Source organism: Mesorhizobium sp. WSM4306, from assembly GCF_007003975.1.
Taxonomy (GTDB): Bacteria; Pseudomonadota; Alphaproteobacteria; order Rhizobiales; family Rhizobiaceae; genus Mesorhizobium.
The window spans coordinates 18,784-41,865 of sequence record NZ_VFTC01000030.1 but is presented as its reverse complement, the minus strand read 5'-3'; the positions used below and the strand labels follow the sequence as shown (position 1 = coordinate 41,865).

Here is a 23,082-nt window from a genome sequence, read left to right as displayed (position 1 = left end):
TTGCGGAGGGTCGGATGGGTTTCGACCTGACGGTGAAGCGGGTCTACGAGCCACCCGCGCCCGATGACGGGCAGCGGGTTCTGGTCGACCGCATCTGGCCGCGCGGTATCCGCAAGGAGGATGCCGCGCTGACGCTGTGGCTGAAGGACGTCGCGCCGAGTGATGATCTGCGTAAATGGTTCGGGCATGAGCCGGCTCGGTGGGCGGAGTTTCGGGAGCGGTATGCGGTCGAGTTGGACGGGAACGGCGAGGCGGTGGCGCAGCTCCGTGGCCTGCTCGGCAAGGGCCGCGTGACGCTGCTCTACGGCGCGCATGATGAGGCGCATAACAATGCGGTGGCGTTGGCGGGGTATTTGCGCGGGATGGGGTGAGCCGATCGGAATTCAGAGGCCGGCGGGACAGCGCCCCCCTCTGTCCTGCCGGACATCTCCCCCACGAGGGGGGAGATCAGACGTCACGCGGGCTTTCGCCAATCTTCAACGCTGCAGAGACAGGCGAGGCGCCGAAACAGCCAATCTCCACACTCGTGGGGGGAGATGTCCGGTAGGACAGAGGGGGGCGCGAAGGGTCGCCGCGGTGAAAATCTACTTCCCCACCGTCTCCTCATAAACATCAGCCTTGAACCCAACCAGAATCCGATCCCCGACCTCGAGCACCGGCCGCTTTATCATCGTCGGGTTGGCCAGCATCAGTTTCTTGGCCTTCTCCTCGTCGAGGCCCTGCTTGTCCTTGTCCGCCAGGTCGCGGAACGTCGTGCTCGCCTTGTTGAGCACCTTTTCCCATCCGACCTTGCCGACCCAGTCATCCAGCCTGCCCGCATCGATCCCTTCGGCCCGGTAATCATGGAACCGGTAAGGCACGTCGTGGCCCTCCAGCCAAACACGCGCCTTCCTGATCGTGTCGCAGGTGGTGATGCCGTACATGGTGATGGTCAAAGGCGTGCTTCCCAAGGCTGAGTGTCGAATCCGCCGGACAGCCTAAAACCGCCCTTCCCGCTTTGCCAGCGCCCCGGCCGACATCTGCGCATTTTTAGGACTTGCCATTACTAAGGAATTTTCCTAAGTATTTTCATATCACTCTTTCGGCGCCTCAGGAACCGACCATGCCAAGCCTCCACACCGCAAATCCCAGCCCTCCGCCGATCGATGGCATCTTTCGAGCGCTGGCCGATCCGACGCGGCGGCGCGTGGTCGAGCGGCTGAACCGCAGTCCGGCCTCGGTCAGCGAACTGGCGCAGCCTTTCGAGATGGCGCTGCCCTCCTTCATCGAACATCTCAAAGTGCTGGAAGGCTGCGGCCTGGTGCGATCGGAAAAGATCGGCCGCACCAGGACCTATCAGTTGGCGCCCGAGCCGCTGCAGCTTGCCGAAAACTGGCTGGCCGAACAGCGCGCGCTGTGGGAGCGCCGCCTCGATCAGTTCGACGCCTATGTGATGAGCCTCAAGGAGCAGGAAAAGTGAGTTATCCTTTCAAGCCCGACCCCAGACTGGACCTCGTGCTGGAGCGCAAGCTCGACGCGCCGCGCGAACTCTTGTGGCGCGCCATGACGGTGCCGGACCATGTCAAGCAATGGTTCACGCCAAAGCCGTGGCTGATCACCGATTGCGAGATCGATCTGCGGCCAGGCGGGCTGTTTCGCACCCGCATGCAGTCGCCCGACGGCACAGAGGTCAACGACCGCCGTTGCTGCTATCTCGACATCGTGGAGAACGAGCGGCTGGTGTGGACGGACGCGCTGCTGCCGGGCTATCGGCCGTCGGGCGAGCCCTTCATCACCGCTGTGATTTCCTTGCATCCGGACGGCAAGGGCACGCGTTACACGGCCACCGCCATCCACCGCGATGAGGCCACCCGCAACAACCATGAAGAGATGGGTTTCTTCGACGGCTGGGGCACGGTGGCCGATCAGCTGGCGCAATATGTGAAGACGATTTGAGTTTTTCGCCTGGCGGCCAGGACAATGTCCCGGCCGCCATTCTTAAATCACGCAAGCGAGCCGGAAGCCGACGGTATTCCGGACTTAATAATAGAAGCGCTCTTCAGTGATCTTGCCGTTCTTGACCGTATACAGGCCAACTTCATCCATGGTGGCCCGCTCGCCAGTAGCCTTGGGCGTTATGTCAAACTTGAAGCGCAGCGCGAACTGATCGCCATTGACATAGGGGCCATCGATCGAGCCGCCATGGACCTCATGGTTCGCTTCCCACCATTCGCCCTTCTGCTTAACGGCTTCCTTGCCGTTGCAGACAGCCATCGGCCCTTCCATCGCCTCATAGCTGACGATGTCGTCGGCATTGTATTTCGCGGCAGCGCTGTGGCTGTCGCCCTGCTTGAGGAGTTCGGTGAAATCCTTGGCAATTTCCGTAATGGACATGGTGTTCCTCCTGTTCAGACGCATCCCAAGTAGGGGGCCGCATGCCGGCCTGCCACCGTTAGGACGCTCGGTAGCTGACAACTGGTGTCAGGACGATTGATATAGCGCGGCTATGTGACGACGATTTTGGGGCGGCGCCGACAGCGACGTCGGTTGCGGACACAAGCCAATTCCGCAATGCTAGGTGCATGTGCAACCTCTACAACATCACGACGACGCAAGAGGCGGTCCGCCAATGGACCCGCGCACTGCGCGATATCAGCGGCAATCTCGAGCCTTCGCTTGATGTCTATCCCAATCAACCTGGCCTGGTCGTTCGCAACACGGCGGAGGGGGAGCGTGAGCTGGCGAAGCTGCTTTGGGGTTTGCCAACGCCGCCTGAGCGCATGCAAGGCAAGGCCGACTACGGCACCACCAACGTTCGCAATCCGCAATACTCGCACTGGCAGCAGTTTGTCGGCGTCGAGCATAGATGCGTCGTCCCGGTGACCAGCTTTGCCGAACCCAGCCCTGCTCCGAACGACAAGGACCCAGACACAGGCATCCAGCGCAATTATTGGTTTGCCCGTGACGAAAGCCGGCCGCTGTTCTTCTTCGCTGGTTTCTGGACCCGCTGGCAGGGCGTGCGAAAGGTCAAGGACGGTCCCGGCGACTTCGAGTTGTTCGCCTTCATGACAACCAAGCCTAACGCTCTCATAGCGCCAATTCATGAGAAGGCGATGCCCGTGATCCTAACCACGCCGGAAGAGACCGAGGCTTGGCTGACAGCGCCATGGTCAGAAGCACGGCATTTGCAGCGGACAGCGACCGACGACGCGTTGGTGATCGTCGAGAAGCCAGCTACACAGATCAAGTTCACGCAGTTGGCGCCAGCGCAGGGGTCTCTGTTCTAGGCCGGGATCGGCTCTCCTCAATCGTCGTCTCGCCAGATCACCCGGCGAACCATGCGGATTTCGACAAGACGCCTGACACGAATTTTCAAACGCTCGACTGCGCTAGGCAGGATGATGCTGGCTTCAAGCTCGCGACCTTTGCAGCGCTCACACCGCATGTGCCGTTCCACGTCCCAAAAAGGTATATCACCGACCAGCTTTGCGAGGTCGCCAGGGAGATAGTGTCGAGTGATGTTGCAGTGCCGGCATCGGATACGAATTAGCTGCCCGACCTCGTGCGCCAGGCACAGGGTTTGCACATTTCGGCGCGGTCGGGTGCTCAGTTCGGGCATAAGACAAGGTAGGAATATGTTCCTTGTCGAGTCAATTCACACTTAGTTCCATGGTCTTTTGTTCACAGCCGGCGGCCGCGGTCGACCGGTGACCAGGGTGGCGCTTTCAGGGCTGAGACGAGGAGATCAGCTTGGCAGCATAGGGCAGTTGGCGCCACGGCGCAGACTGATATGCGCCACATCGCCGACGCTGAATTGAAAGCCTTCTGCCTGGCGCGGGGCGTCGATCACCACCGGCAGCCCTTGCCCGAGTTCGGCATGCAGGCGCAGCGTGCGGCCGTGGAAGACGATGCTGTTGACGCGCGCCGGCGCGGTGCCGGCGGCGGCCGCGGTGGTGGCCAGCAGATCCTCGGGGCGGACGCCGATGGTGCGTTCGGCGCCTTCACCAGGCATGTCGCCGGTCTCGAATGTCGCTTCCAGCGAGAGCCCACCGGCGGCGAAGCGAAGGCGGTCGCCATCGCGGCCGAGGAAGCGCGACTGCAGGAGATTCATCGTGCCGATGAAGCTCGCGACGAATTTCGTCGCCGGCCGGTCGTAGAGCGTGGCCGGCGGCGCGATCTGCTCGATGCGGCCCTTGTTCATGACGACGATGCGGTCGGAGATCGACAGCGCTTCGGTCTGGTCGTGGGTGACCATGACGAAGGTGGTGCCGAGCCGCGACTGCAGCCGCTTCAGCTCGACCTGCATCTGCTCGCGCAGGTGCGCATCGAGCGCCGACAGCGGCTCGTCGAGCAGCAGCACGCGCGGCTCGCAGACAATGGCGCGGGCAAGCGCGACACGCTGGCGCTGGCCGCCCGACAGTTCGGAAACGCGGGCGCCGAGCTTGTCGGCAAGGCCGACCATGTCGAGCGCTTCGCGGACGCGCTTGGCCTGTTCGGCTCCGGACAGTTTGCGCAGCGACAGGCCGAAACCGACATTTTCGGCTACGTTCATATGCGGGAACAGCGCGTAGTCCTGGAACACCGTGTTGACGGGACGGTCGAAGGGCCTGAGCGCGGTGATGTCGCGCCCGTCGAGCAGCACCTTGCCACTCGACGGGCTTTCGAAGCCGGCGATGACGCGCAAGCTGGTGGTCTTGCCGCAGCCCGACGGCCCGAGCAGCGTGATGAACTCGCCGCTGGTGATGTCGAGATCGACAGCGTCGAGCCCGACAATGCCGCCGGGAAAAACCTTCGAGACGTTGTCCAAACGTACCAGAGCATCAAGCGCCATCACGAACCTCGGACGGCTTCGTGGTGTTGACCCAGAGAATCTGGCAAGGCTCGGAGCCGGGATTGCGGAAGGCATGCAGAAGCGTGCTCTTGAAGGCAAAGGAGTCGCCGGTCTTCAGCACGTATTTTGTCGAATCCACCACCAGTTCGACCTCGCCCGACAGCACATAGCCGAACTCGTGGCCGACATGCGCATAGGCTTCCGCCGTGCCGCCATCGGCTTCCACCGTCACCAGGAGCCCGGTCAGCGTCGCGCCCGGCGGCGACAGCAACGCCTTGGCGATGCCTTCCGACTTGACCGGGATCTGCCGACGTTTGTCGGCGCGCACGCAATAGAGATCGTTGCCGGCATCATTGCCGTCGGTGATCAGCGCCGAGGGCTCTATGTCGAGTGCGGCAGCGAGCGGCCAGATCACCTTGACGCGCAGCGAAGACAGGCCGCGCTCGATCTGGCTCAGCGCCCCGATCGACACGCCGGCCTTTTCCGCAAGCTCGGCCAGAGACAGGTTACGCTCCAGCCGCAGCGCCCGCACACGGCGGCCGACGCGGATGTCGGCATCGTCCTTGGGTTTCTCGGTTGCGTCGTCGAGCATGTCCATGCGTGGGTCCTCGTTGCAGTCTCGTAGGCGCGGCGCAGCGTCGATAAGCTCCCCCTTCTCCCCTTGTGGGAGAAGGTGTCGCCGAAGGCGACGGATGAGGGGTGTTCCAGGGAACGCAAGCGTCTCACTCCGCTGGAACACCCCTCATCCGTCTCGGCGCTTCGCGCCGATCCACCTTCTCCCACAAGGGGAGAAGGTCAGGCCTCAGCCGCTCACCCGCCCGCCTTCACCTTCTCGAACATCTTCGCCACATCGTCATTCTGCTTCATCGGGCCGGTGAAGATGGTGCTCTTCAGCATTACTTCCGGGTCCGCCGGCAGTTGCAGCTTGTCCAGTTCGTCCTTCGCCACGCCGGCGAAGGCGGTGCTCAGCGAGCTGCCATAGCCGTAGGACTGGATCAGGTACTTACCCGAGTCGGCGTCGAGCCGGCTGTTGATGAAGTCATAGGCGAGGTCGACATTCTTGGCGTCCTTCAGCATGACGAAGCCGCAGGCCCAGGTCAGCATGCCCTCCTTCGGCTTCATGAACTCGACCGGCACACCTTGCTTCTTCAGCGAGGTGGCAGACGCGTTCCAGGTCATGGCGGCGACCAGCTGGCCGCTGGCCAGTGCCTGTTCGACCGAGGTCATGTCGGTGGTGTAGTTGGAGAGCAACGGACGCTGCTCGCGCAGTTTTTCCGCCACCTTGTCCATCTCAGCCGGCGTCATGTCGAACGGATTGACGCCGGCGAGCAGCGCGGCAACGATCGGGGTGTCATGCACGGCATCGATGGTCGCCATTCGGCCGGCATACTGCTTGTCCCACAGAAGGTTCCAGCTTGCTTCCGGGTTCTTCACCAGATCGGTGCGGTAGAGGATCGAGGTGTTGCCCCAGTCCCACGGCACCATCCAGACCTTGCCGTCGCCGGCCTGGATGTCGGGCAGGTTCTTGAACACCGGGAAGATCGAGTCCCAGTTCTTGATGCGCTTGGTGTCGATCGGCTGCAGCAGGCCTTCCTTGTTCCAGCGTGCCACCTTGTCGTAGCAGGGATGCGCTATGTCGGGGCGGAAGCCGGCCTTGACCTTGGTGAAGGCATCGTCGTCGTCGCCGAAGATCGAGGCTTCGACGCCATCGGGATGGGCCGTCAGGAAGCTCTTGTTGAAGTCGGGCAGTTCATAGCCCGACCAGGTGAAATATTGCAGCTTGTCGGCGGCGAAGGCGACGGTCGACGACAGGACGATTGCAAGGGCTGCAAGCCCGGTGCGAGCTGCCTTTCCGGTGATCGATTTCAGGCCAGATGTCAGGTCGAATGCCATTTCAGTTCTCCTCTCTTGTTTTGTTGTCATCAGGATGGTTTCGCGCTGAGCCCGCGATGGCGCAGCAATTCGGCTGTGCCGGCGATGATGAAAGACACGGTGAGGATCGCAGTCCCCAGCGCCATCACGGTCGGCAGCGAGCGGGGAAACCGCAGCTGGCTCCAGATGTAGAGCGGCAGCGTCGGCTCGGTGCCGGCGAGGAAGAAGACGACGATGAATTCGTCGAAGGAAATCAGAAACGCCAGCATGAAGGCCGAAATGATCGCTGGCACGCTGAGCGGCAGCATCACCCGCCGGAACGTCGTCCAGTCGGACGCGCCGAGATCGAGCGCCGCCTCGCGAATGGTTTTCGGGATGGCGGCAAAGCGGCTGCGCATGATCACCACCGTCGTCGGCAGCGCCACCAGTATGTGGCCGAGAACGATGGCGATGCGCGACGGGCCGAGGCCGATGAGGTTGACGAGGATGAGCAGCGATATGCCGACGATGACGCCGGGGATCAGGATTGGCAGCCGGGCGATGGCGCTGATGGTGGCGGCCAGCGGCGAGCGGCCATAGAGGTCCATGTAGGAGACGGTGATGCCGCACAGCGTTGCCCCGGCGGCGGCAATGACGCCGATGACAAGGCTGTTCAAAAGCGCGCCGGACAGCCCCGGATTGCCATAGAGCGTGGCATACCATTCGAGCGTAAAACCCTGCAGCGGAAACGCTGCCTGGATGGAATTGTTGAAGGAGAACAGCGGGATCAACAGGACGGGCAGATAGAGGAACACCAGGTAGGCGATGACGTAGACGCCAAGCCAGCGACCGCCTTCGGTGCGCGCCGCGCTCATGTGCGGCTGCCGAATTTGCGGTCGGCAGAGCGCGCGACCAGCACCACGCAAAGGATGACCAGCATCACGCAGACCGAGAGTGCGGCGCCGAACGGCCAGTCATTGGCCTTGCCGAATTGCGACTGGATCAGCGTGCCGATCATGGTGCTGGCCGGGCCGCCGACCATGGCCGGCGTGACATAGTCGCCGACCGTCGGCACGAAGACGACCAGCGCCGCGGCCAGCACGCCCGGCATCGAATTGGGCAGCACGACGCGGCGAAACGCCGTGAACGGCCTGGCGCCGAGATCGGAAGCGGCTTCGAGCAGTGATTTCGGGATTGTGTCCAGCGCCACATAGATCGGCAGGATGGCGAAGGGCGCATAGGCATGCGCCAGGGTGACGACGACAGCGGCCGGCGTGTTGAGGAAGGCCAGCGTCGGTTCCGACCAGATGCCGCTTTCGATCAGCGCCGAGTTCAACACGCCGTTGTAGGCCAGCACGATCTTCCAGGCGAAGACGCGCAGGAGATAGCTGGTCCAGAACGGCAGCGTCACCAGGAACAGCAGCAGCCCACGCCTGCGGCCGGCATGGAACGCGAGATAGTAGGCGACGGGATAGGCGGTGACGACGGTCGCCAGCGTCACCAGGCCGGCAATGACCAACGAGCGCAGCGTCACCGTCCAGTACAGCGGATCGGAGATCACGGTGATGAAATTGTCTGCCGTGAAGCCGGCGCCGAGCAGCGAACCGTCATTGCCGCGGAAGGCGAGAAAGAGCACCAGGCCGAGGGCAAACAGGATCAGGAAGAAGGTGACCAGCCCACCCGGCAGCAACATGGCGAAGCGGAATCCTGAAGGGGATCGGGGCTGTGCCGGTGCTTCTGTTGCAACGATGGTCGACATCAAACTGTTCAACCGAATTGTGAAATCAACTTAACTTTTTTCATATTCATGAAACTGTCAAGCTGAATTAGCTGGCGCTGACCGGCCAGCGTGCAATCAGCGCTCGAAGGCGTCCAGCATCCTATACCAGGCGATGGTCGCGGCGACGCCGACCTGGCGGAAGGCATGGAACGGGATCGGCCGGATCGGCGACAGCGGGAACGGCAATTGCGTTACATCACCGGCTGCCAAGTAGCCCGCCATGCGTTTTCCCAACGCGCTCATCAGGCCGATGCCCCTGCCCTGGCAGCCGACCACGGCGAGCAGGCCCTTTTCGGGCTCGTGGATGTGCGGCAGATGATCCGGCGTCATCGCCACGCGGCCGAACCAGCGCTTCTCGATCGGAGTATCGGCCAAGGCCGGATAGAGCCGCAGCAGTGCGCGCTGCAGATGCGCCCAGTCGGCCTCACTCCTCGGCAGTGCCATGCGGCCGCGCCCGCCAAGCACCAGCCGGCCATCAGCTGTCTTGCGATAGTAGACAAGGATGCGCCTGGAGTCGGATACCGCCTGCCCTTCCGGCAGGATCGTCGCCGCCAGGTTGGACGACAGCGGTGCGGTCGCGATCTGGAAGGAATGCAGCGGCACGATGGTCTCCGCCAGGCCCGGAAGCAGTCCATCGGTATAGGCGTTGGTCGCCAGCACAACCGCCTTGGCCCACACCTCCGCGCCGTTTGCGGTCGAAACACGCCAAAGGGCGGCCTCTTTGGTCAGTTTCACCACCTTATGGCGCTCGGCAATGCTGGCGCCGGCAGCGGCCGCGATGCGCGCCAGTTCCAGCGTATAGGCAAGCGGATCGATGATGCCGGCGCGGCGGTCGAGCCAGCCGCCGAGATAACCTTGCGCGCCGGTCATCGCCGCGATCTCGCTTTGGCTCAGAAGCTGGACATCGGCGCCACGCGCCCGCCATTGCCGATCCCGGTTCGCGGCCGCTTTCAAGGCGGTTTCGGTGTGCGCAGCCTGGATCCAGCCATTGCGCGTGAACGGCACCGCCAGTTTTTCGTCTCGGATGAGATCGAACACCGTATCCGCCGTCGAGGCGGCGAAATCGACCAATGCCTGGCCACGCTTGGGGCCGAAATGCTCAAGCAGCCATTCCGGATCGTATTTCAGGCCTGGAATGACCTGGCCGCCATTGAGGCCCGAAGCACCCTGCCCGATTTCGCCGGCATCCAGCACCTGAACGCCGAGGCCGAGACGCGCGGCATGCAAGGCCGTCGACATACCCATGAAGCCGCCGCCGACGATGACGACATCGACAGATGCGCCATCCGGGACGAGCGACTGGAATGCGGATGCGGTCTTCGGCTTTTGCCAGATCGGAATGGAAAACGGCACGGGCAAGGCTTCACCTGATGTGGCGCGTAAAATGAAAATTCTATTGGCTATTTCATTTTTTTGAAAGAGTGAGCGTCAGGTCAGAACCGATAATTGGCTGCGCCACGGGATAGACCTTTGACGTGAATCCGGTGAAAGTGCCGCGCCCTTCAGGCCAGCTCCCATTCGCGATCATTCAAAGGACCGTAAGCCATGACGAACCCAACGCAGCTTCCCGCCGACGGGCTCTTCATCGGCCGCGCCAAAGCGAGCGATGCCTCGCATCCGCTGGTGGTCACGGTCCGCGACGGCACCGTCCTCGACATCACATCGAGCGCAGCACCAACCGTGCGCGACATTTGCGAGATGGCCGACCCGGCCGGATATGTGCGCTCGGCCAAGGGCAAGTCGATCGGCTCACTCAACGCGATTGCCGCCAATAGTTTTCAGGCCACCCGCGATCCGGGCAAGCCCTATCTGGTCTCGCCGGTAGACCTGCAGGCGGTGAAGGCGTCGGGCGTGACCTTCGTGGTCAGCCTGCTCGAACGCGTCATCGAGGAGCAGGCGCGCGGTTCGGCGGAAAAGGCCGACGCCATCCGCGCCGACATTGCCGGGCTGATCGGCCACGATCTGTCGAAGCTGAAGCCGGGGTCGCCGGAAGCGATGGAGATCAAGGCCAAGCTGATCCAGCGCGGCGCCTGGTCGCAATATCTGGAAGTCGGCATCGGCCCCGATGCCGAGATCTTCACCAAATGCCAGCCGATGGCGTCGGTCGGTTTCGGCGCCGATGTCGGCCTGCATCCCGTCTCCACCTGGAACAATCCGGAGCCGGAGATTGCCATGATCGCCGCCAGCAGCGGCAGGATCGTCGGCGCCACCATCGGCAACGACGTCAATCTGCGCGACGTCGAAGGGCGTTCGGCGCTGCTGCTCGGCAAGGCCAAGGACAACAACGCCTCGGCTTCGCTCGGCCCGTTCATCCGGCTGTTCGACGACACCTTCGCCATCGACGACGTCAAGCAGGCCATCGTGCGGCTGAAAGTCGAGGGCGAGGACGGGTTCTCGCTCGAGGGCGCGAGTTCGATGGCCGAGATCAGCCGTTCGCCGGAAGAGCTGGTCGCGGCCGCCATGGGGCCGCACCATCAGTATCCTGACGGGTTGGCGCTTTATCTCGGCACCATGTTCGTGCCGTCGAAGGACCGCGGCGAAAAGGGCAAGGGGTTCACTCACAAGGTCGGCGACATCGTCACCATTTCGTCGGAGAAATTCGGCGCGCTGGTCAATCGCGTGCTTCTGTCGCCGGATTGTCCGCACTGGACCTATGGTGCCAGCCATCTGATGCGCGACCTCGCCAAAGCCGGCCTTCTCTAGAGCAATTGCGGCGAAAACAGAATCGCCTCCAAATGCTCTATCCCTTTGGTTTTGGCGCAGTTCCGGACGCAAAATCGCACGCACTTTTGCTCCAGCGCCGCAGCCCAGGCGATTTTGTCGGGTACCATCCCGGCAAGCTGATGGCCTGACGGCGTCGCTTGCCCTGGGAAAATAGCACCACAACTGATGCGATCTGATGGGATCGCTGATGGCGTGTTGCATCGCGCCACCATCCATTGGGCGGATGGAGGCTTGCCATCGGCCAGAAAAGAGGATGCTCTGAGCATCCGGGTCGGCCCTGGCAGGAGGATATGATCGGGGGCATGGCCCCGGATCATCCGGACGTGGAGGTCGTTTTTCAACATGGAGGAAAGCAAATGCTGACGAGGCTACGATTACTCGTGCTTGGCTTGATTGTGGCGCTGGCCATTCCGGCGGCGGCACAGGCCAAGACGTTCTACTGGATTTCGCACGGTGGACCGGCCGATCCGGTCTGGACCTACTTCCTGGCCGGCGCCAAGCAATGGGCGACGGACACCGGCAACACCGTCAACACCTCGTTCCACAATGGCGACGTGGCCTCGCAGCAGGAGGCTGTTCGCGCCGCCATCTCGGCCAAGGCCGACGGCATCGTCACCACCAGTCCCGATCCGGGCAGCCTGGTCGAGATCGTCAAGGAAGCGCGTGCCGCCAATATTCCGATCATCAACTTCAACACGCCCGATCCAAAGGCCAACTTCAACGCCTATGTCGGCGGCGACAACGTCACCTTCGGCAAGCACTGGGCGCAGTATCTGGTCGACAAGGGCCTGGTGAAGAAGGGCGATTTCGTCTGGATGCCGGTCGAGGTTCCCGGCGCCACCTATGGCGTGCAGGAAGAGGAAGGCATCAAGAGCGTGTTCGGCCCGCTCGGCATCACCTATGAAATCACCGAAGCGACGCTCGACCAGGCCGAAGTGATCAACCGCATGGTCGACTACCTCACCGCCAACAAGGGCAAGGTCAAGGCGATGATCGGCCTCGGCGACCTCGTCACCGGCTCGGTCAAGCGCGTCTTCGACCAGGCCGGCGTCAAGCCGGGCGAAATCCCGGTCGTCGGCTGGGGCAACTCGCTCGACACCACGCAGGAAGTGCTGAACGGCTACGTCAATGCCGGGCAGTGGCAAGACCCGCAGGCGACCAGTTATGTGGCGCTTTCGCTGGCCAACATGGCCGCCAGCGGCATTCCTCCAGGCTTCAACGTTATCACCGGCGCGCTCTATGAGAAGGACACGGCCGGCGTCTACGACAAGATCCTGTCCGGCAAATAATCCTCAAGCGAACGGTCGCGGCCCCTGTCGCGACCGTTTTTCCTCCTCCCCGCGCCGTCCCCATCGGACGGCCGCGCTTATGTCGCGGGCTCAATGGAAAACCATTCCTTCATTCAAAGTTTCATCGCGCGAGCGGAATTCGGCCCGCTGGTGTTGCTCATCGTCGAGCTCGCCGTCTTCTGGGGCATCAATCCCGACTTCCTCTCGCCACAGAACATCTCCAACATCCTGGCCTTCACCGTCGAGCTCGGCCTGATCGCGCTGGCAATGACCTTGCTGATGACATCCGGAGAATTCGACCTTTCGGTCGGCTCGCTGTTCGGCTTCTCACCGGTGCTGATGTGGACGCTTTACAACAGCGGCGTCACCTCGCTGGAGATGGGCCTGCTGATCGCGCTGATCGTCGCTGCTCTGATCGGACTGGTGAATGGCTGGTTCGTCACGCAGCTCAAGATCCCGTCCTTCCTGGTGACGCTCGGCATGCTGCTGGTCGTGCGCGGCTCGGCGCTGTTCATCACCGACGGCTTCCCGCAGCGCACCTGGAGCGCCGAAGGCAGCTGGCTGGCCAACATCCTGGTCGGCGACTTCTATGTCGGACCGTTCCGTATCTATGCCTCGCTGTTCTGGTTCATAGGTGCTGCGATCGTGCTGGGCTATGTGCTGACGCAGAGCCGCACCGGCAACTGGATCCAGGCCGCCGGCGGCAATCCAAACGCCGCCCGCGCGCGCGGCGTCAACGTCAATGGCGTCAAGATCGGCCTGTTCGTGCTGTCGTCGCTGATGGCCTCGCTGGCCGGGGTCATCTCTTCGCTGCGCACCTCGGCCGCCAATCCCAACAGCGGCACCGGGTACGAGCTCGAGGTCATCGCCATGGTGGTGATCGGCGGCACGGCGCTGACCGGCGGCCGCGGCACCATCATCGGCACCGTGCTCGGCATCCTGATCCTGCGCGTGATGCGCAACGGCATCGTGCTGATCGGCGTGCCGGGTCTTGCCTACAACATCTTCATCGGCGCGATCATCCTCGGCATGATGGCGCTGCACTCATGGCTCGAACGCCGGCATCAGGCAGGGACGTGAACCATGGCTGAACCGCTCATCCGCATGATGAACATCCGCAAATCCTACGGGCGCGTGCAGGCGCTGGTGGACGCCAACTTCCACGTCAACGAAAGGGAGATCGTCGGCCTGCTCGGCGACAATGGCGCGGGCAAGTCGACGCTGATCAAGGTGCTGTCGGGCGCCGTGCCACTGACCAGTGGCGACATCTTCATCCGCGGCAAGAAGGTCAATCTGCGCAGCACCAGCGACGCCATCGCGCACGGTATTGAGACGATCTACCAGGACTCCGCACTGGTCACGCAGCTGTCGATCGCGCGCAACCTGTTCCTCGGGCGCGAGCCGATCAAGCCGCCGCGCTTTCTGAACCGCATGGACCAGGAGGCGATGAACGTGGTCGCCCGCGACCTGTTGAAACAGGTCGGCATTTCCAAGAACATCCCGCCGACGACGCCGATCGGCTCGCTGTCAGGTGGAGAGCGGCAAGCGGTGGCGATCGCGCGCGCCATGCATTTCGACAGCGAGCTGATCATCCTCGACGAGCCGACCAACAATCTCGGCGTCGCCGAAACGCAAGGCGTGCTGAGCTTCGTGCGCAACGCGCGCGATTCCGGACATTCCTGTATCTTCATCGCCCACAACATCCACCACGTCTTCCAGGTGGTCGACCGCATCGTCGTCATGCGCCGGGGCAAGGTGGTGGCCGACGACATCGATCCGAAGAAGACGACGGTCGCTGAAGTCGAACGCATCATTACCGGGATGTCGGACAAGGAGATCCGCGACGCCATCGCCGAAGGCAGGCCATCGCACGGCTGAGTGGCCATCGGCCTTGCGGAGAACCGGTTCCCACTTTTCGGGATCATGCTCTATGACTACAGCCATGAAAGCCACCGTTGCTGACATTGCCAGAAGCTGCGGCCTGTCGACCGCGACTGTCGACCGCGTTCTGAACAACCGGGCCGGCGCGAGCGCCGCCAACCGGCAGCGGGTGATGGAAGCGGCCAAGCAGCTCGGCTACTTGCCGGTGGTCGACCAGGTGACGCTGCCATCGCGGCCGGCGCATCTCGAATTCTTCCTGCCGATCGGCGCCAACGGCTTCATGGTCGACCTGGCCGGGCATATCGAGGACTATGCGGCGCGCCTGCCGCTGGTCGCCTCGTGCCGCATCCACAACCTTGCCGGCATTTCGCCCGCCGCACTGCAGGCGGCGGTCGAAAACCTGTCGCTGAAGGCCAACGGCGTCGGCGTCATCGCCGTCGATCATCCCAGGACGCGCAACATATTGCGTGATGTGGTCGAGGCCGGCATCCGCCTGGTCACGCTGGTCTCAGACGTTCCGGCGGCCCCGCGCTCGGCCTATGTCGGCATCGACAACCGGGTCGCCGGGCGCACGGCGGCACTGCTGATGGGGCGCTTCCTCAACGGCCATAAGGGCCATCTGGCGATGGTGGTCGGCTCGCGCTCCTATCGCGGGCATGAGGAGCGCGAAATGGGCTTCCGCTCGGTGCTGTCGGAAGAGTTCCCCAACCTCACAGTCTCAAGCGCCGTCGAGATCAATGACGAGCCGGAGGGCAGCTATGCCGCCACGATGCAGGCGCTGCACAACGAGCCGGACCTGCTCGGCATCTACTGCGTCGGCGCCGGACGCTCAGGCGTGGCCAGAGCGCTGCTCGAAACCAGGCCGAAGAAGAAGCCGGTCTTCATCTGTCACGACCTGACGAAGGAAACGCGCGGCTATCTCGTCGACGACCTCGCTGACGTCGTGATCGACCAGAATGCGCGGCTGATCGCCGAGCAATCGGTGATCCGCCTGCTCGGCTCGATCGCGTCAGCCGCGCCCTATCTGACGAAGAAGTTCATCGAGCCGCGGCTGATCTTCAAGGAAAACGTGCCGGTGCAGTGAATTTTGCGCCGTGGCGGTTTTCCTATTTGTCCGACAAGTCGGGGTAGCTGCCGCAAATCTGCACAGCAGCTATGCATCTTTTATGGTTGCCGAATCATTAAGCAACTCGTAGGTATTGGTGGTCGGCCATCTACTCCTCCCAGATGCGATGCCGGCGCTGAACGCGGTGCACCTCCTCCCGCATCTCGTTCGAAATCGAGCCCGCTGCCACCTCCTCCCGGCAGCGGGCTTTTTTCATTCCCACATGAATCTGCCGTTGACGGTCAACGCTTGGCAAACACCCGCGGCCCCTGCCGGATGGCGGGAGCTTCCACGTGGAGCTTGGAGTTCAGCGTGCCCTGAAAGAGCTGATCAGGCCTTCCGCCATGCGCACGAACTGAGTGCTGGGGCCCTGGCAGCCCATGGTCTGCACGCTGACACGCGCACCCTCGAACAGCAGCGACAGCGTATCGGCGAGAAGCTCGGCCTGACCGATGCCGGCATCGCGGCAAAGCGCAACAAGGCGATCGCGCTGGGCTCCTTTGAGTTCTTTGATCACGCTCCTGGCCGGGTGGTCGAGCTCGGTCAGTTCGACGGCGGCGTTGGCCATGTCGCAACCGCGGCCGTCCGTGGCGAGCGTCTCGGCTACCTTGTGGACCCAGGCATGTAGTTGGGCCAGCTTGTCGCCAGGGTGCTCAGCCTCGAATTCGCCCCATATCGCGGCGCCCTTGGCTGCCGATGCGCGCAGGCATTGGACGATCAGCTCGTCCTTGGACTCGAAATGACGGTACAGCGTCATCTTGTTGGTGCCGGCGGCTTCCGTAATGGCGTCGACGCCGACGCCCTTGATGCCATGTTTGTGAAACATGTCCTGCGCCGTCTCCAGGATTCGATCCCGGGGACGCACGCGATCCGTAATGCCGTCTGCCATCGCAGTCTCCTTGTCTCCCTAAATTTTCGGTCCACCTCTTGACTAGGGTGTTACCGGTCTGTAACTATCCGAATGTTACTTACTGGTAACACCTATGTAGCCTTCCGTCAATAACAAGGCCGTGAACTGGTCCTGCCAGGTCACAAAGGGTGAAAATTGCGGTTCATGCGGCTCCGGCCGGTGAAGAGATGAAAACCGGTTCGCGATCATCCGATGCGAATCGCTGGAATGGAGACGCTCCAATGTCGCAGCGCAAGGATTTGACCATCGATGAAGCCATCCGGGATCCGATGATCCGGCTGGTGATGAAGGCGGACCGCGTCAACCCGCGCGCCTTCGAAGCGATGCTGAGGACCGTGGCCGATGAGCAGGGCCTCAGCGGCGCGGCGCCGTCTTCGTATTTTTTGCAGGACCCGGGTTCGGCGCGCAGCCGGCGGCTGTCCCGGTCTGACCATTCATTTAAAGAGGCCCATTCATTTAAAGAGGCTTGCGTGTCGTGGTAAACTTTTTCATCCATCGTCCGATCTTCGCCTCGGCGATCGCCATCATCATGGTGCTCGCCGGGACGATTTGTTATTTCCTGCTGCCGGTCTCGCAGTTTCCCGACATCACACCGCCGCAGGTGGTGGTCAGCGCCCACTATCCGGGCGCCAGCGCGCAAGTGGTCGCCGATACAGTGACGACGCCGCTGGAGCAGCAGATCAACGGCGTGGAAGGCATGACCTACATGTCGTCGTCGAGCTCCAATGACGGCTCCTCGACCATCACCATCACCTTCGATGTCGGCTATCCGCTGAGCACCGCGGCCGTCGACGTGCAGAACCGCGTCTCGCAAGCCGCCTCGTCGCTGCCGGCGATCGTCAACCAGGGTGGTGTGACGATCAAGAAGCAGAATCCGAATTTCGTCCTCATCGTCAACCTGACCTCGCCCGACAGTTCGGTCGATCCGGTGGCGCTGAGCAACCTGGCCTATCTGCAGGTCGTCGATCCGCTGAAGCGCCTGCCCGGCGTCGGCGATGTGCAGATCTTCGGCGAACGGCGCTATTCGATGCGCGTCTGGCTCGACCCTGACAAACTCGCCAATCTCGGCATCACCGCGGTCGACGTCCAGAATGCCATTTCGGAACAGAACGTCCAGGTGGCAGCCGGCAAGATCGGCCAGTCGCCGGCGCCCGCCGGCACCGCCTTCGAAATGCAGGTCAACGCCGTCGGCCGCCTGAGCGACCCGAAGGAGTTCGGCGACATCGTCGTGCGCGCCAATACGGACACCGGTTCGCTGGTGCGGCTGCGCGACGTCGCCCGCATCGAGCTTGGTGCGTTGCAATATTCGTCGTCGGCCTTCTTCGGCAAGGACCCGACCGTGGTGCTCGCCGTCTACCAAATGCCCGGTTCCAACGCGCTCGATCTGCAGCAGCGCGTCAAGGACAAGATGCAGGAGCTGTCGGCCCGTTTCCCCAAGGGCGTCTCCTATGCCATGCACTACGACACGACGCGCTTCGTCTCGGCCTCGATGCATGACGTTCTGATCACGCTCGGCGAAGCGCTGGTGCTGGTGGTGGCCGTGGTGTTCATCTTCCTGCAGAGCTGGCGCACCACGATCATTCCGACCATCGCCATTCCGGTGTCGCTGGTGGCGACGATGGTCGTCATGGAGATGCTCGGCTTCTCGCTCAACATGCTCTCTCTGCTCGGCATGGTGCTGGCCATCGGCCTCGTCGTCGACGACGCCATCGTGGTGGTGGAAAATGTCGAACGACAATTGGAGGCCGGGCTGAAACCGCTGGCGGCGACCAAGGCCGCGATGGCCGAGGTCACCGGACCGATCATCGCCACCACCGCGGTGCTGATGGCCGTCTTCGTGCCTGTCGCCTTCATTCCCGGCGTCTCCGGCAAGCTTTACAACCAGTTCGCGCTGACGGTGGCGATTTCGGTCGGCATCTCCGCCTTCAATTCGCTGACGCTCAGTCCGGCGCTCAGTGCCGCCTTCCTGCGCCATCGCGGCGAGACGCAATTCGCGCCTTTCCGCTGGTTCAATAGCGGCTTCGACAAGCTCTCGCATCTCTACGCCCACGGCGTGCGCATCCTCATCCGGCTGCGCTGGATCATGCTTGGCCTGTTCGCAGCCGGACTGGTCGCGACCTACTTCGTCTGGCAGAAGCTGCCTTCGACCTTCCTTCCGGTCGAGGACCAGGGCTACTTCTTCGTCGTCATCCAGCTGCCTGACGGCGCGTCGCTGGAACGCACCGACGCGGTGGCGCAGAAAGCGCGCGACATATTGCAAGCGACGCCCGGTGTCGACATCGTCGGCTCGATCAGCGGGCTGAACTTCCTGACCAGTGCTGCGCAGTCGAACTCGGCGGTCGAGTTCGCCATCCTCAAGCCCTGGGAGGAGCGTGGCCCCGACCAGAGTGCGTCGAAACTCGTCGCCGACGTGCGCGGCAAGCTGATGCAGATTCCGGAAGCCTTCGCGCTGTCCTTCGATCCGCCTTCCATCCCGGGTATCGGCACCACGGGCGGCTTCGAATTCGTCGTCGAGGATCTCACCGGACGCGGCAGCTCAGCCCTCAACGACGCGACGCAAGCCGTGATCGCCGAGGCGCGCAAGCAGCCGGAAATCAATCCGCAGCAGCTGTTCTCGCCGTTCTCGACCTCGACGCCGCAGTTCAACTACGACCTCGACCGCAGCAAGGCCAAACTGCTCGGCCTCAACCTGCCCGATGTCTTCAACACGCTGCAGATCTATCTCGGCTCGCTCTACGTCAACGACTTCAACCTGTTCGGCCGCACCTTCCGGGTGACCATCCAAGCCGACAAGGATGCACGCGCGGGTGCCGCCGACATTTCGAGGCTCTATGTGCGCAATGCGTCCGGCGGCATGGTGCCGCTCTCGACACTGGGCAAGCTGGTGCCGTTCGTCGGCCCGGAAACCGTGCCGCACTACAACAACAACGCCTCGGCCACGATCAACGGCGGCGCAGCCCCCGGCTTCTCGTCGGGCCAGGCGGTCGCCGCGATGGAGCGGGCCGCTGCCACCGCGCTGCCCAGGGATTTCGGTTTCGAATGGACCGGCATCACCTTCCAGGAGCTCAAGGCAGGATCGATCGCGTCGGTCGTCTTCGGCCTCGCCATCGTCTTCGTCTTCCTGATCCTGGCGATGCAGTATGAGAGCTGGGCGATGCCGTTCATGGTGCTGCTGGCGGTGCCACTGGCCCTGTTCGGCGCCTTCGCAGCCCTGTTCCTGCGCGGCATGCAGATCGACGTCTACTCGCAGATCGGCTTCGTCATGCTGATTGGCCTGGCGGCCAAGAACGCGATCCTGATCGTCGAGTTCGCAAGGCGGCGGCGCGAGGAAGGCCTGAGCATCGTCGACGCGGCGATGGAAGCCGCGCGGCTGCGGCTGCGGCCGATCCTGATGACGGCCTTCGCCTTCATCCTCGGCGTGCTGCCGCTGATGTTTGCGACAGGTGCTGGTGCGGCAAGCCGGCAGTCGATCGGCACCACCGTCTTCGGCGGCATGGTCGCCGCGACCATTCTGTCGCTGGTGTTCGTGCCAGTCTTCTACGCAGTCATCGAACGGCTGCGCGAAGGCCGCGAGCGCAGCGAACCCGCCGCCCATGACCAGGACCACAGTGGCCAGGACAACAATGAACCGACTGCCGACCCAGCGCTCGTGCGACTGGCCGAAGCAGCCGAATAGAATTGGAGACCAAAATGCGTAAATGGAAAATAGCTTTGGGAACGGCCGTCGCCCTGGGGGCGATCTCGGTGGCGAGCGTTCACTTCCTCGATATGGGCAATCTCAGCCTCAATGCCGGCACGGCGGCAGCGACGCCCGCGCCGGCGGCATTCGTCATGCCGGTGCCGGTGGCGAGCGTGGTCAAGAAGACGATCCCGATCTATCTCGACTACGCCGCCCGGATCGAGGCGATCCGCAGCGTCACGCTGCAGGCCCGGGTGCCCGGCTATCTTGACGAACAGACGGCTGAGGACGGCGCGGATGTGCGCAAAGGCGACCTGCTCTACAGGATCTCGCCCGACGACTTCAAGGCGGCTCTCGACCAGGCCAAGGCCGAGGTGCAGCGCGACCAGGCGAGCCTCGACTATGCGCGTTCCAATCTCGGCCGCGGCTCCGAGCTCGCCAAGAGCGGTTACCTCGCCAAGGACGGGTTCGACCAACGCACCAGCACCTTGCGCCAGGCCGAGGCGTCGCTGGCCGTCAACCAGGCGGCGGCGCGGACGGCCGAGCTCAATTTGAGCTATGCCGAAATCCACGCCCCGTTCGCAGGCCGCGTCGGCCGCAACCAGGCATCCGTCGGTACGCTGGTCAGCGTTGCCGGCACGGTGCTGAACACGCTGGTGCAGCTCGACCCGATCTATGTCACCTTCAATCCGAGCGAGACGGACCTGGCCGAAATCGAGCAGGCCCGCGCGGCCGGCCCGATCGAGGTCGAGGTGCTGCTGCCCGGCGAGACCGAGGCCAGCCAGAAGGGCGAACTCACCTTCATCGACAACACGGTCGACCACTCGACCGGCACGATCACGGCGCGCGCCACCATCGGCAATGCGAAGTTCTCGCTGCTGCCGGGCCAGTATGTCCGCGTGCGGCTGCACATCAAGCAGCTGCCCGACGCGCTGATGGTTCCGCAAGTGGCGCTGGGTTCGAGCCAGCTCGGCAAATATGTCTATGTCGTCGGCAAGGGCAACACGGTCGACCAGCGCATCGTCACGCTTGGCGCGAACAGCGGCGATCTGGTGGCCGTGCTGACCGGCGTCGCCGAAGGCGACCAGGTGATAACGGGCAATCTGCAGAAGATCGGACCAGGAATGCCGATCTCGCCATTGCCTCAGGAAAAACCGGCCAGCTGATAACCCCCATCAGCCCCGGTTCTGTGGCGCCCTCGGCACCCACGCCGAGGGCGCCGTTTTTTATGGAGCGCCGTGCACTTTTCCTGGAATTGCTCCGAGCAGCGCAACAAGCCCGGCAATGTCGGCGCGTTCGGCTTTCGCCGGCAGCATGAAGGCGCAATAGGGCTGACCGAGCCGTACGCAGACTGGCGAGAGCGCGATCAGGCGACCGGCTTCGAGATCGGCATCAGCCATCGCCCTCTGGCCAAGTGCGACCCCCAGCCCCAGCCTCGCCGCCGATATCGCCAGGCTGGACAGGCCGACGCGGCGGCCGTGCGAAGGGTCCGGCGCACGATTGCCGCCCGCCGCCGCGAACCACTCCGCCCAGCTTGGATGCGAGGCGTAGTTCGGCCCCCAGTTGGTGTGGATGAACTGGCTCTCATGCATATCCGCCAGGAGGTTACCGTGGCGCTGCAGGAAATCGGGCGACGCGACCGGCAGCACCTCGTCATGCACGAGCCGCACCATGCGCAGCGCCGGATAGTGATAGTCGCCATAGGAGATGCGCAGGTCGATGCTCTGGCGCATGACATCGACCGGATCGTCCTCGACGCGGATATCGATTGCCATTTGCGGGAAGCCGTCAAGCAACTCCGCCAGTCGCGGCGCCAGCCACAATTCGGCCAGCGAGAACGGCACGCTGACGACCAGGCGCGGCCGCACGCCGCCTTCCAGCATGCGCCGGCCGACCGCCGCTATGTCGCCAAGGGCGCGAGCCGTCTGCGGGTAGATGGCATGGCCGGCATCGGTCAGCGTGATGCGGTTGCCGTTGCGCACGAAGAGCTGCTTGCCGAACCAGCTTTCGAGGTTGCGGATCTGCTGGCTGACCGCAGCCGAGGAGACGCCAAGTTCGGTGGCGGCGAGCGTGAAGGAGCCGGCGCGCGCAGCGACCTCGAAAGCCCGTACGGCGTTCAAAGGCGGGAGCTTCTCCATATCGCTTCCTCAATATTTTCTTGTGCAACCCTAATAATTTTCCGCGTTGAGAGAAAGATTTTTTTGTCGTCTTCTGCTTTCGAAACCGGAGCATTTGACGATGAAAGACATTCTCGATCTCGACCGCTACCCGCTCGACCGCGAAGGCAGCCCCGAATGGCAGCGCCTGGTGGACACCTCCGTTGCGGCGCTCGAAGCCGACGGCATGTTCAATCTCGAAGGGTTTCTGCGCCCAGGCGTCGCCGAGAAGGCGGTCGGCGAAATCCAGCCGGTGATGGCGGCGCGCTCGCATGTGCACAAGCGCATGCACAACATCTACTTTAAGCCGGACCTTCCCGAACTCGCTCCGGATCATCCGGCGCTGCGCAAGGTCGAAACCATCAGCCATACGGTCTGCGCCGACCAGATCCCGGGCAGCACCGTGCTTGCCATCTACGAATATGAGCCGCTGCTACGCTTCCTGGCGGCAGCGATGGGCAAGGCCAGACTGCATGTCATGCAGGATCCACTGGCGCGCACCAATATCATGGCCTATCGCGCCGGCGAGGCGCTGAACTGGCATTTCGACCGCTCGGAATTCACCACCACGCTTCTGCTGCAGGCGCCGGAGCGCGGCGGCGATTTCGAGTACCGCACCGATCTGCGATCCGACGACAATCCCAACTATGACGGCGTCGCAAAACTGCTCGAAGGCCGTGATCCCGAGGCCAAGATCCTGCGCGTGAAGCCCGGCACGCTCAACGTGTTCCGCGGCAAGAACACCGCGCATCGCGTCACCACGGTCCAGGGCGAGCGCGAGCGGATGATCGCGGTGTTTTCCTACTATGAGAAACCAGGTGTGATGTTCAGCCCAGAAGAGCGGGTCGGCTTCTACGGTCGGGCGGCATGAGGCCAAAAGGCTGACACGCCGTCCGG

23 protein-coding genes are annotated in these 23,082 nt (G+C 63.1%); 13 read left to right on the top strand and 10 right to left on the bottom strand.

The window, feature by feature from the left end:
* The first annotated feature begins 14 nt into the window (after window positions 1-14).
* Complete coding sequence (locus FJV77_RS26820; RefSeq protein WP_142869536.1) at window positions 15-371, top strand: DUF488 domain-containing protein; 357 nt, start codon at window positions 15-17, stop codon at window positions 369-371.
* A 213-nt stretch (window positions 372-584) separates the two neighbouring features.
* On the opposite strand, the gene FJV77_RS26815 is transcribed toward FJV77_RS26820, so the two are convergent.
* On the bottom strand, window positions 585-935 hold the full coding sequence (locus FJV77_RS26815) for an ArsC family reductase (protein ID WP_142869535.1): 351 nt from the start codon (window positions 933-935) through the stop codon (window positions 585-587).
* Between the two features lie 167 nt (window positions 936-1,102).
* On the opposite strand from FJV77_RS26815, the gene FJV77_RS26810 reads away from it, so the two are divergent.
* On the top strand, window positions 1,103-1,459 hold the full coding sequence (locus FJV77_RS26810; protein WP_142869534.1) for a metalloregulator ArsR/SmtB family transcription factor: 357 nt from the start codon (window positions 1,103-1,105) through the stop codon (window positions 1,457-1,459).
* Complete coding sequence (locus tag FJV77_RS26805; RefSeq protein ID WP_142869533.1) at window positions 1,456-1,935, top strand: SRPBCC family protein; 480 nt, start codon at window positions 1,456-1,458, stop codon at window positions 1,933-1,935. The genes FJV77_RS26810 and FJV77_RS26805 overlap by 4 nt, the downstream gene beginning before the upstream one ends.
* A gap of 84 nt (window positions 1,936-2,019) precedes the next feature.
* Here the strand turns inward: FJV77_RS26805 and FJV77_RS26800 are convergent, their stop codons facing one another.
* Entirely contained in the window at window positions 2,020-2,373 is a 354-nt protein-coding gene (locus tag FJV77_RS26800; RefSeq protein ID WP_142869532.1) for a nuclear transport factor 2 family protein, read from the bottom strand.
* Window positions 2,374-2,561: 188 nt separating this feature from the next.
* Between FJV77_RS26800 and FJV77_RS26795 the strand changes: the two genes are divergently transcribed.
* Window positions 2,562-3,266, top strand: coding sequence for an SOS response-associated peptidase (locus FJV77_RS26795; protein ID WP_142869531.1), 705 nt, complete (start codon window positions 2,562-2,564; stop codon window positions 3,264-3,266).
* Between the two features lie 458 nt (window positions 3,267-3,724).
* Here the strand turns inward: FJV77_RS26795 and FJV77_RS26785 are convergent, their stop codons facing one another.
* From FJV77_RS26785 to FJV77_RS26760, 6 genes are all read right to left on the bottom strand, one after another.
* Window positions 3,725-4,810: an ABC transporter ATP-binding protein gene (locus tag FJV77_RS26785; protein WP_142869529.1), complete on the bottom strand. Its 1,086-nt coding sequence runs from the start codon at window positions 4,808-4,810 to the stop codon at window positions 3,725-3,727.
* Complete coding sequence (locus FJV77_RS26780; protein WP_142869528.1) at window positions 4,800-5,408, bottom strand: cupin domain-containing protein; 609 nt, start codon at window positions 5,406-5,408, stop codon at window positions 4,800-4,802. Before FJV77_RS26780 ends, FJV77_RS26785 begins: the two co-directional genes overlap by 11 nt.
* Before the next feature lie 212 nt (window positions 5,409-5,620).
* Window positions 5,621-6,703, bottom strand: coding sequence for an ABC transporter substrate-binding protein (locus tag FJV77_RS26775; RefSeq protein WP_142869527.1), 1,083 nt, complete (start codon window positions 6,701-6,703; stop codon window positions 5,621-5,623).
* 29 nt (window positions 6,704-6,732) lie between these two features.
* Window positions 6,733-7,536, bottom strand: coding sequence for an ABC transporter permease (locus FJV77_RS26770; RefSeq protein ID WP_142869526.1), 804 nt, complete (start codon window positions 7,534-7,536; stop codon window positions 6,733-6,735).
* Entirely contained in the window at window positions 7,533-8,420 is an 888-nt protein-coding gene (locus FJV77_RS26765) for an ABC transporter permease (RefSeq protein WP_142869525.1), read from the bottom strand. Before FJV77_RS26765 ends, FJV77_RS26770 begins: the two co-directional genes overlap by 4 nt.
* Before the next feature lie 96 nt (window positions 8,421-8,516).
* Window positions 8,517-9,800, bottom strand: coding sequence for an FAD-binding oxidoreductase (locus FJV77_RS26760; protein WP_142869524.1), 1,284 nt, complete (start codon window positions 9,798-9,800; stop codon window positions 8,517-8,519).
* Between the two features lie 186 nt (window positions 9,801-9,986).
* On the opposite strand from FJV77_RS26760, the gene FJV77_RS26755 reads away from it, so the two are divergent.
* The 5 genes from FJV77_RS26755 (at window position 9,987) to FJV77_RS26730 (ending at window position 15,419) form a co-directional block, all read left to right on the top strand.
* Window positions 9,987-11,144: a fumarylacetoacetate hydrolase family protein gene (locus FJV77_RS26755; protein ID WP_142869523.1), complete on the top strand. Its 1,158-nt coding sequence runs from the start codon at window positions 9,987-9,989 to the stop codon at window positions 11,142-11,144.
* 377 nt (window positions 11,145-11,521) lie between these two features.
* Window positions 11,522-12,454 carry a substrate-binding domain-containing protein gene (locus tag FJV77_RS26745; protein ID WP_142869521.1) on the top strand — a complete coding sequence of 311 codons (933 nt, stop codon included), beginning with the start codon at window positions 11,522-11,524 and terminating at the stop codon, window positions 12,452-12,454.
* Between the two features lie 93 nt (window positions 12,455-12,547).
* Window positions 12,548-13,534 carry an ABC transporter permease gene (locus FJV77_RS26740; protein ID WP_142869520.1) on the top strand — a complete coding sequence of 329 codons (987 nt, stop codon included), beginning with the start codon at window positions 12,548-12,550 and terminating at the stop codon, window positions 13,532-13,534.
* Between the two features lie 3 nt (window positions 13,535-13,537).
* Window positions 13,538-14,332: an ATP-binding cassette domain-containing protein gene (locus FJV77_RS26735; protein ID WP_142869519.1), complete on the top strand. Its 795-nt coding sequence runs from the start codon at window positions 13,538-13,540 to the stop codon at window positions 14,330-14,332.
* A gap of 64 nt (window positions 14,333-14,396) precedes the next feature.
* Window positions 14,397-15,419 carry a LacI family DNA-binding transcriptional regulator gene (locus FJV77_RS26730; RefSeq protein WP_142869518.1) on the top strand — a complete coding sequence of 341 codons (1,023 nt, stop codon included), beginning with the start codon at window positions 14,397-14,399 and terminating at the stop codon, window positions 15,417-15,419.
* Between the two features lie 328 nt (window positions 15,420-15,747).
* Here FJV77_RS26730 and FJV77_RS26720 read toward each other — a convergent pair whose 3' ends face one another.
* Window positions 15,748-16,329 carry a TetR/AcrR family transcriptional regulator gene (locus FJV77_RS26720; RefSeq protein WP_142869517.1) on the bottom strand — a complete coding sequence of 194 codons (582 nt, stop codon included), beginning with the start codon at window positions 16,327-16,329 and terminating at the stop codon, window positions 15,748-15,750.
* A gap of 242 nt (window positions 16,330-16,571) precedes the next feature.
* On the opposite strand from FJV77_RS26720, the gene FJV77_RS26715 reads away from it, so the two are divergent.
* Genes FJV77_RS26715 through FJV77_RS26705 form a run of 3 tightly spaced genes read left to right on the top strand, consistent with a single transcriptional unit; the run spans window position 16,572 to window position 21,195 of the window.
* Complete coding sequence (locus FJV77_RS26715; RefSeq protein ID WP_142869516.1) at window positions 16,572-16,832, top strand: hypothetical protein; 261 nt, start codon at window positions 16,572-16,574, stop codon at window positions 16,830-16,832.
* Window positions 16,826-20,026, top strand: coding sequence for a multidrug efflux RND transporter permease subunit (locus tag FJV77_RS26710; RefSeq protein ID WP_142869515.1), 3,201 nt, complete (start codon window positions 16,826-16,828; stop codon window positions 20,024-20,026). The genes FJV77_RS26715 and FJV77_RS26710 overlap by 7 nt, the downstream gene beginning before the upstream one ends.
* Window positions 20,027-20,040: 14 nt before the next feature.
* Window positions 20,041-21,195, top strand: a complete 1,155-nt coding sequence (locus FJV77_RS26705; RefSeq protein ID WP_142869514.1) for an efflux RND transporter periplasmic adaptor subunit — start codon at window positions 20,041-20,043, stop codon at window positions 21,193-21,195.
* A 60-nt stretch (window positions 21,196-21,255) separates the two neighbouring features.
* On the opposite strand, the gene FJV77_RS26700 is transcribed toward FJV77_RS26705, so the two are convergent.
* On the bottom strand, window positions 21,256-22,167 hold the full coding sequence (locus tag FJV77_RS26700; RefSeq protein ID WP_142869513.1) for a LysR substrate-binding domain-containing protein: 912 nt from the start codon (window positions 22,165-22,167) through the stop codon (window positions 21,256-21,258).
* Between the two features lie 100 nt (window positions 22,168-22,267).
* Between FJV77_RS26700 and FJV77_RS26695 the strand changes: the two genes are divergently transcribed.
* Window positions 22,268-23,056, top strand: coding sequence for a 2OG-Fe(II) oxygenase (locus tag FJV77_RS26695; protein ID WP_142869512.1), 789 nt, complete (start codon window positions 22,268-22,270; stop codon window positions 23,054-23,056).
* Window positions 23,057-23,082: the final 26 nt, after the last annotated feature.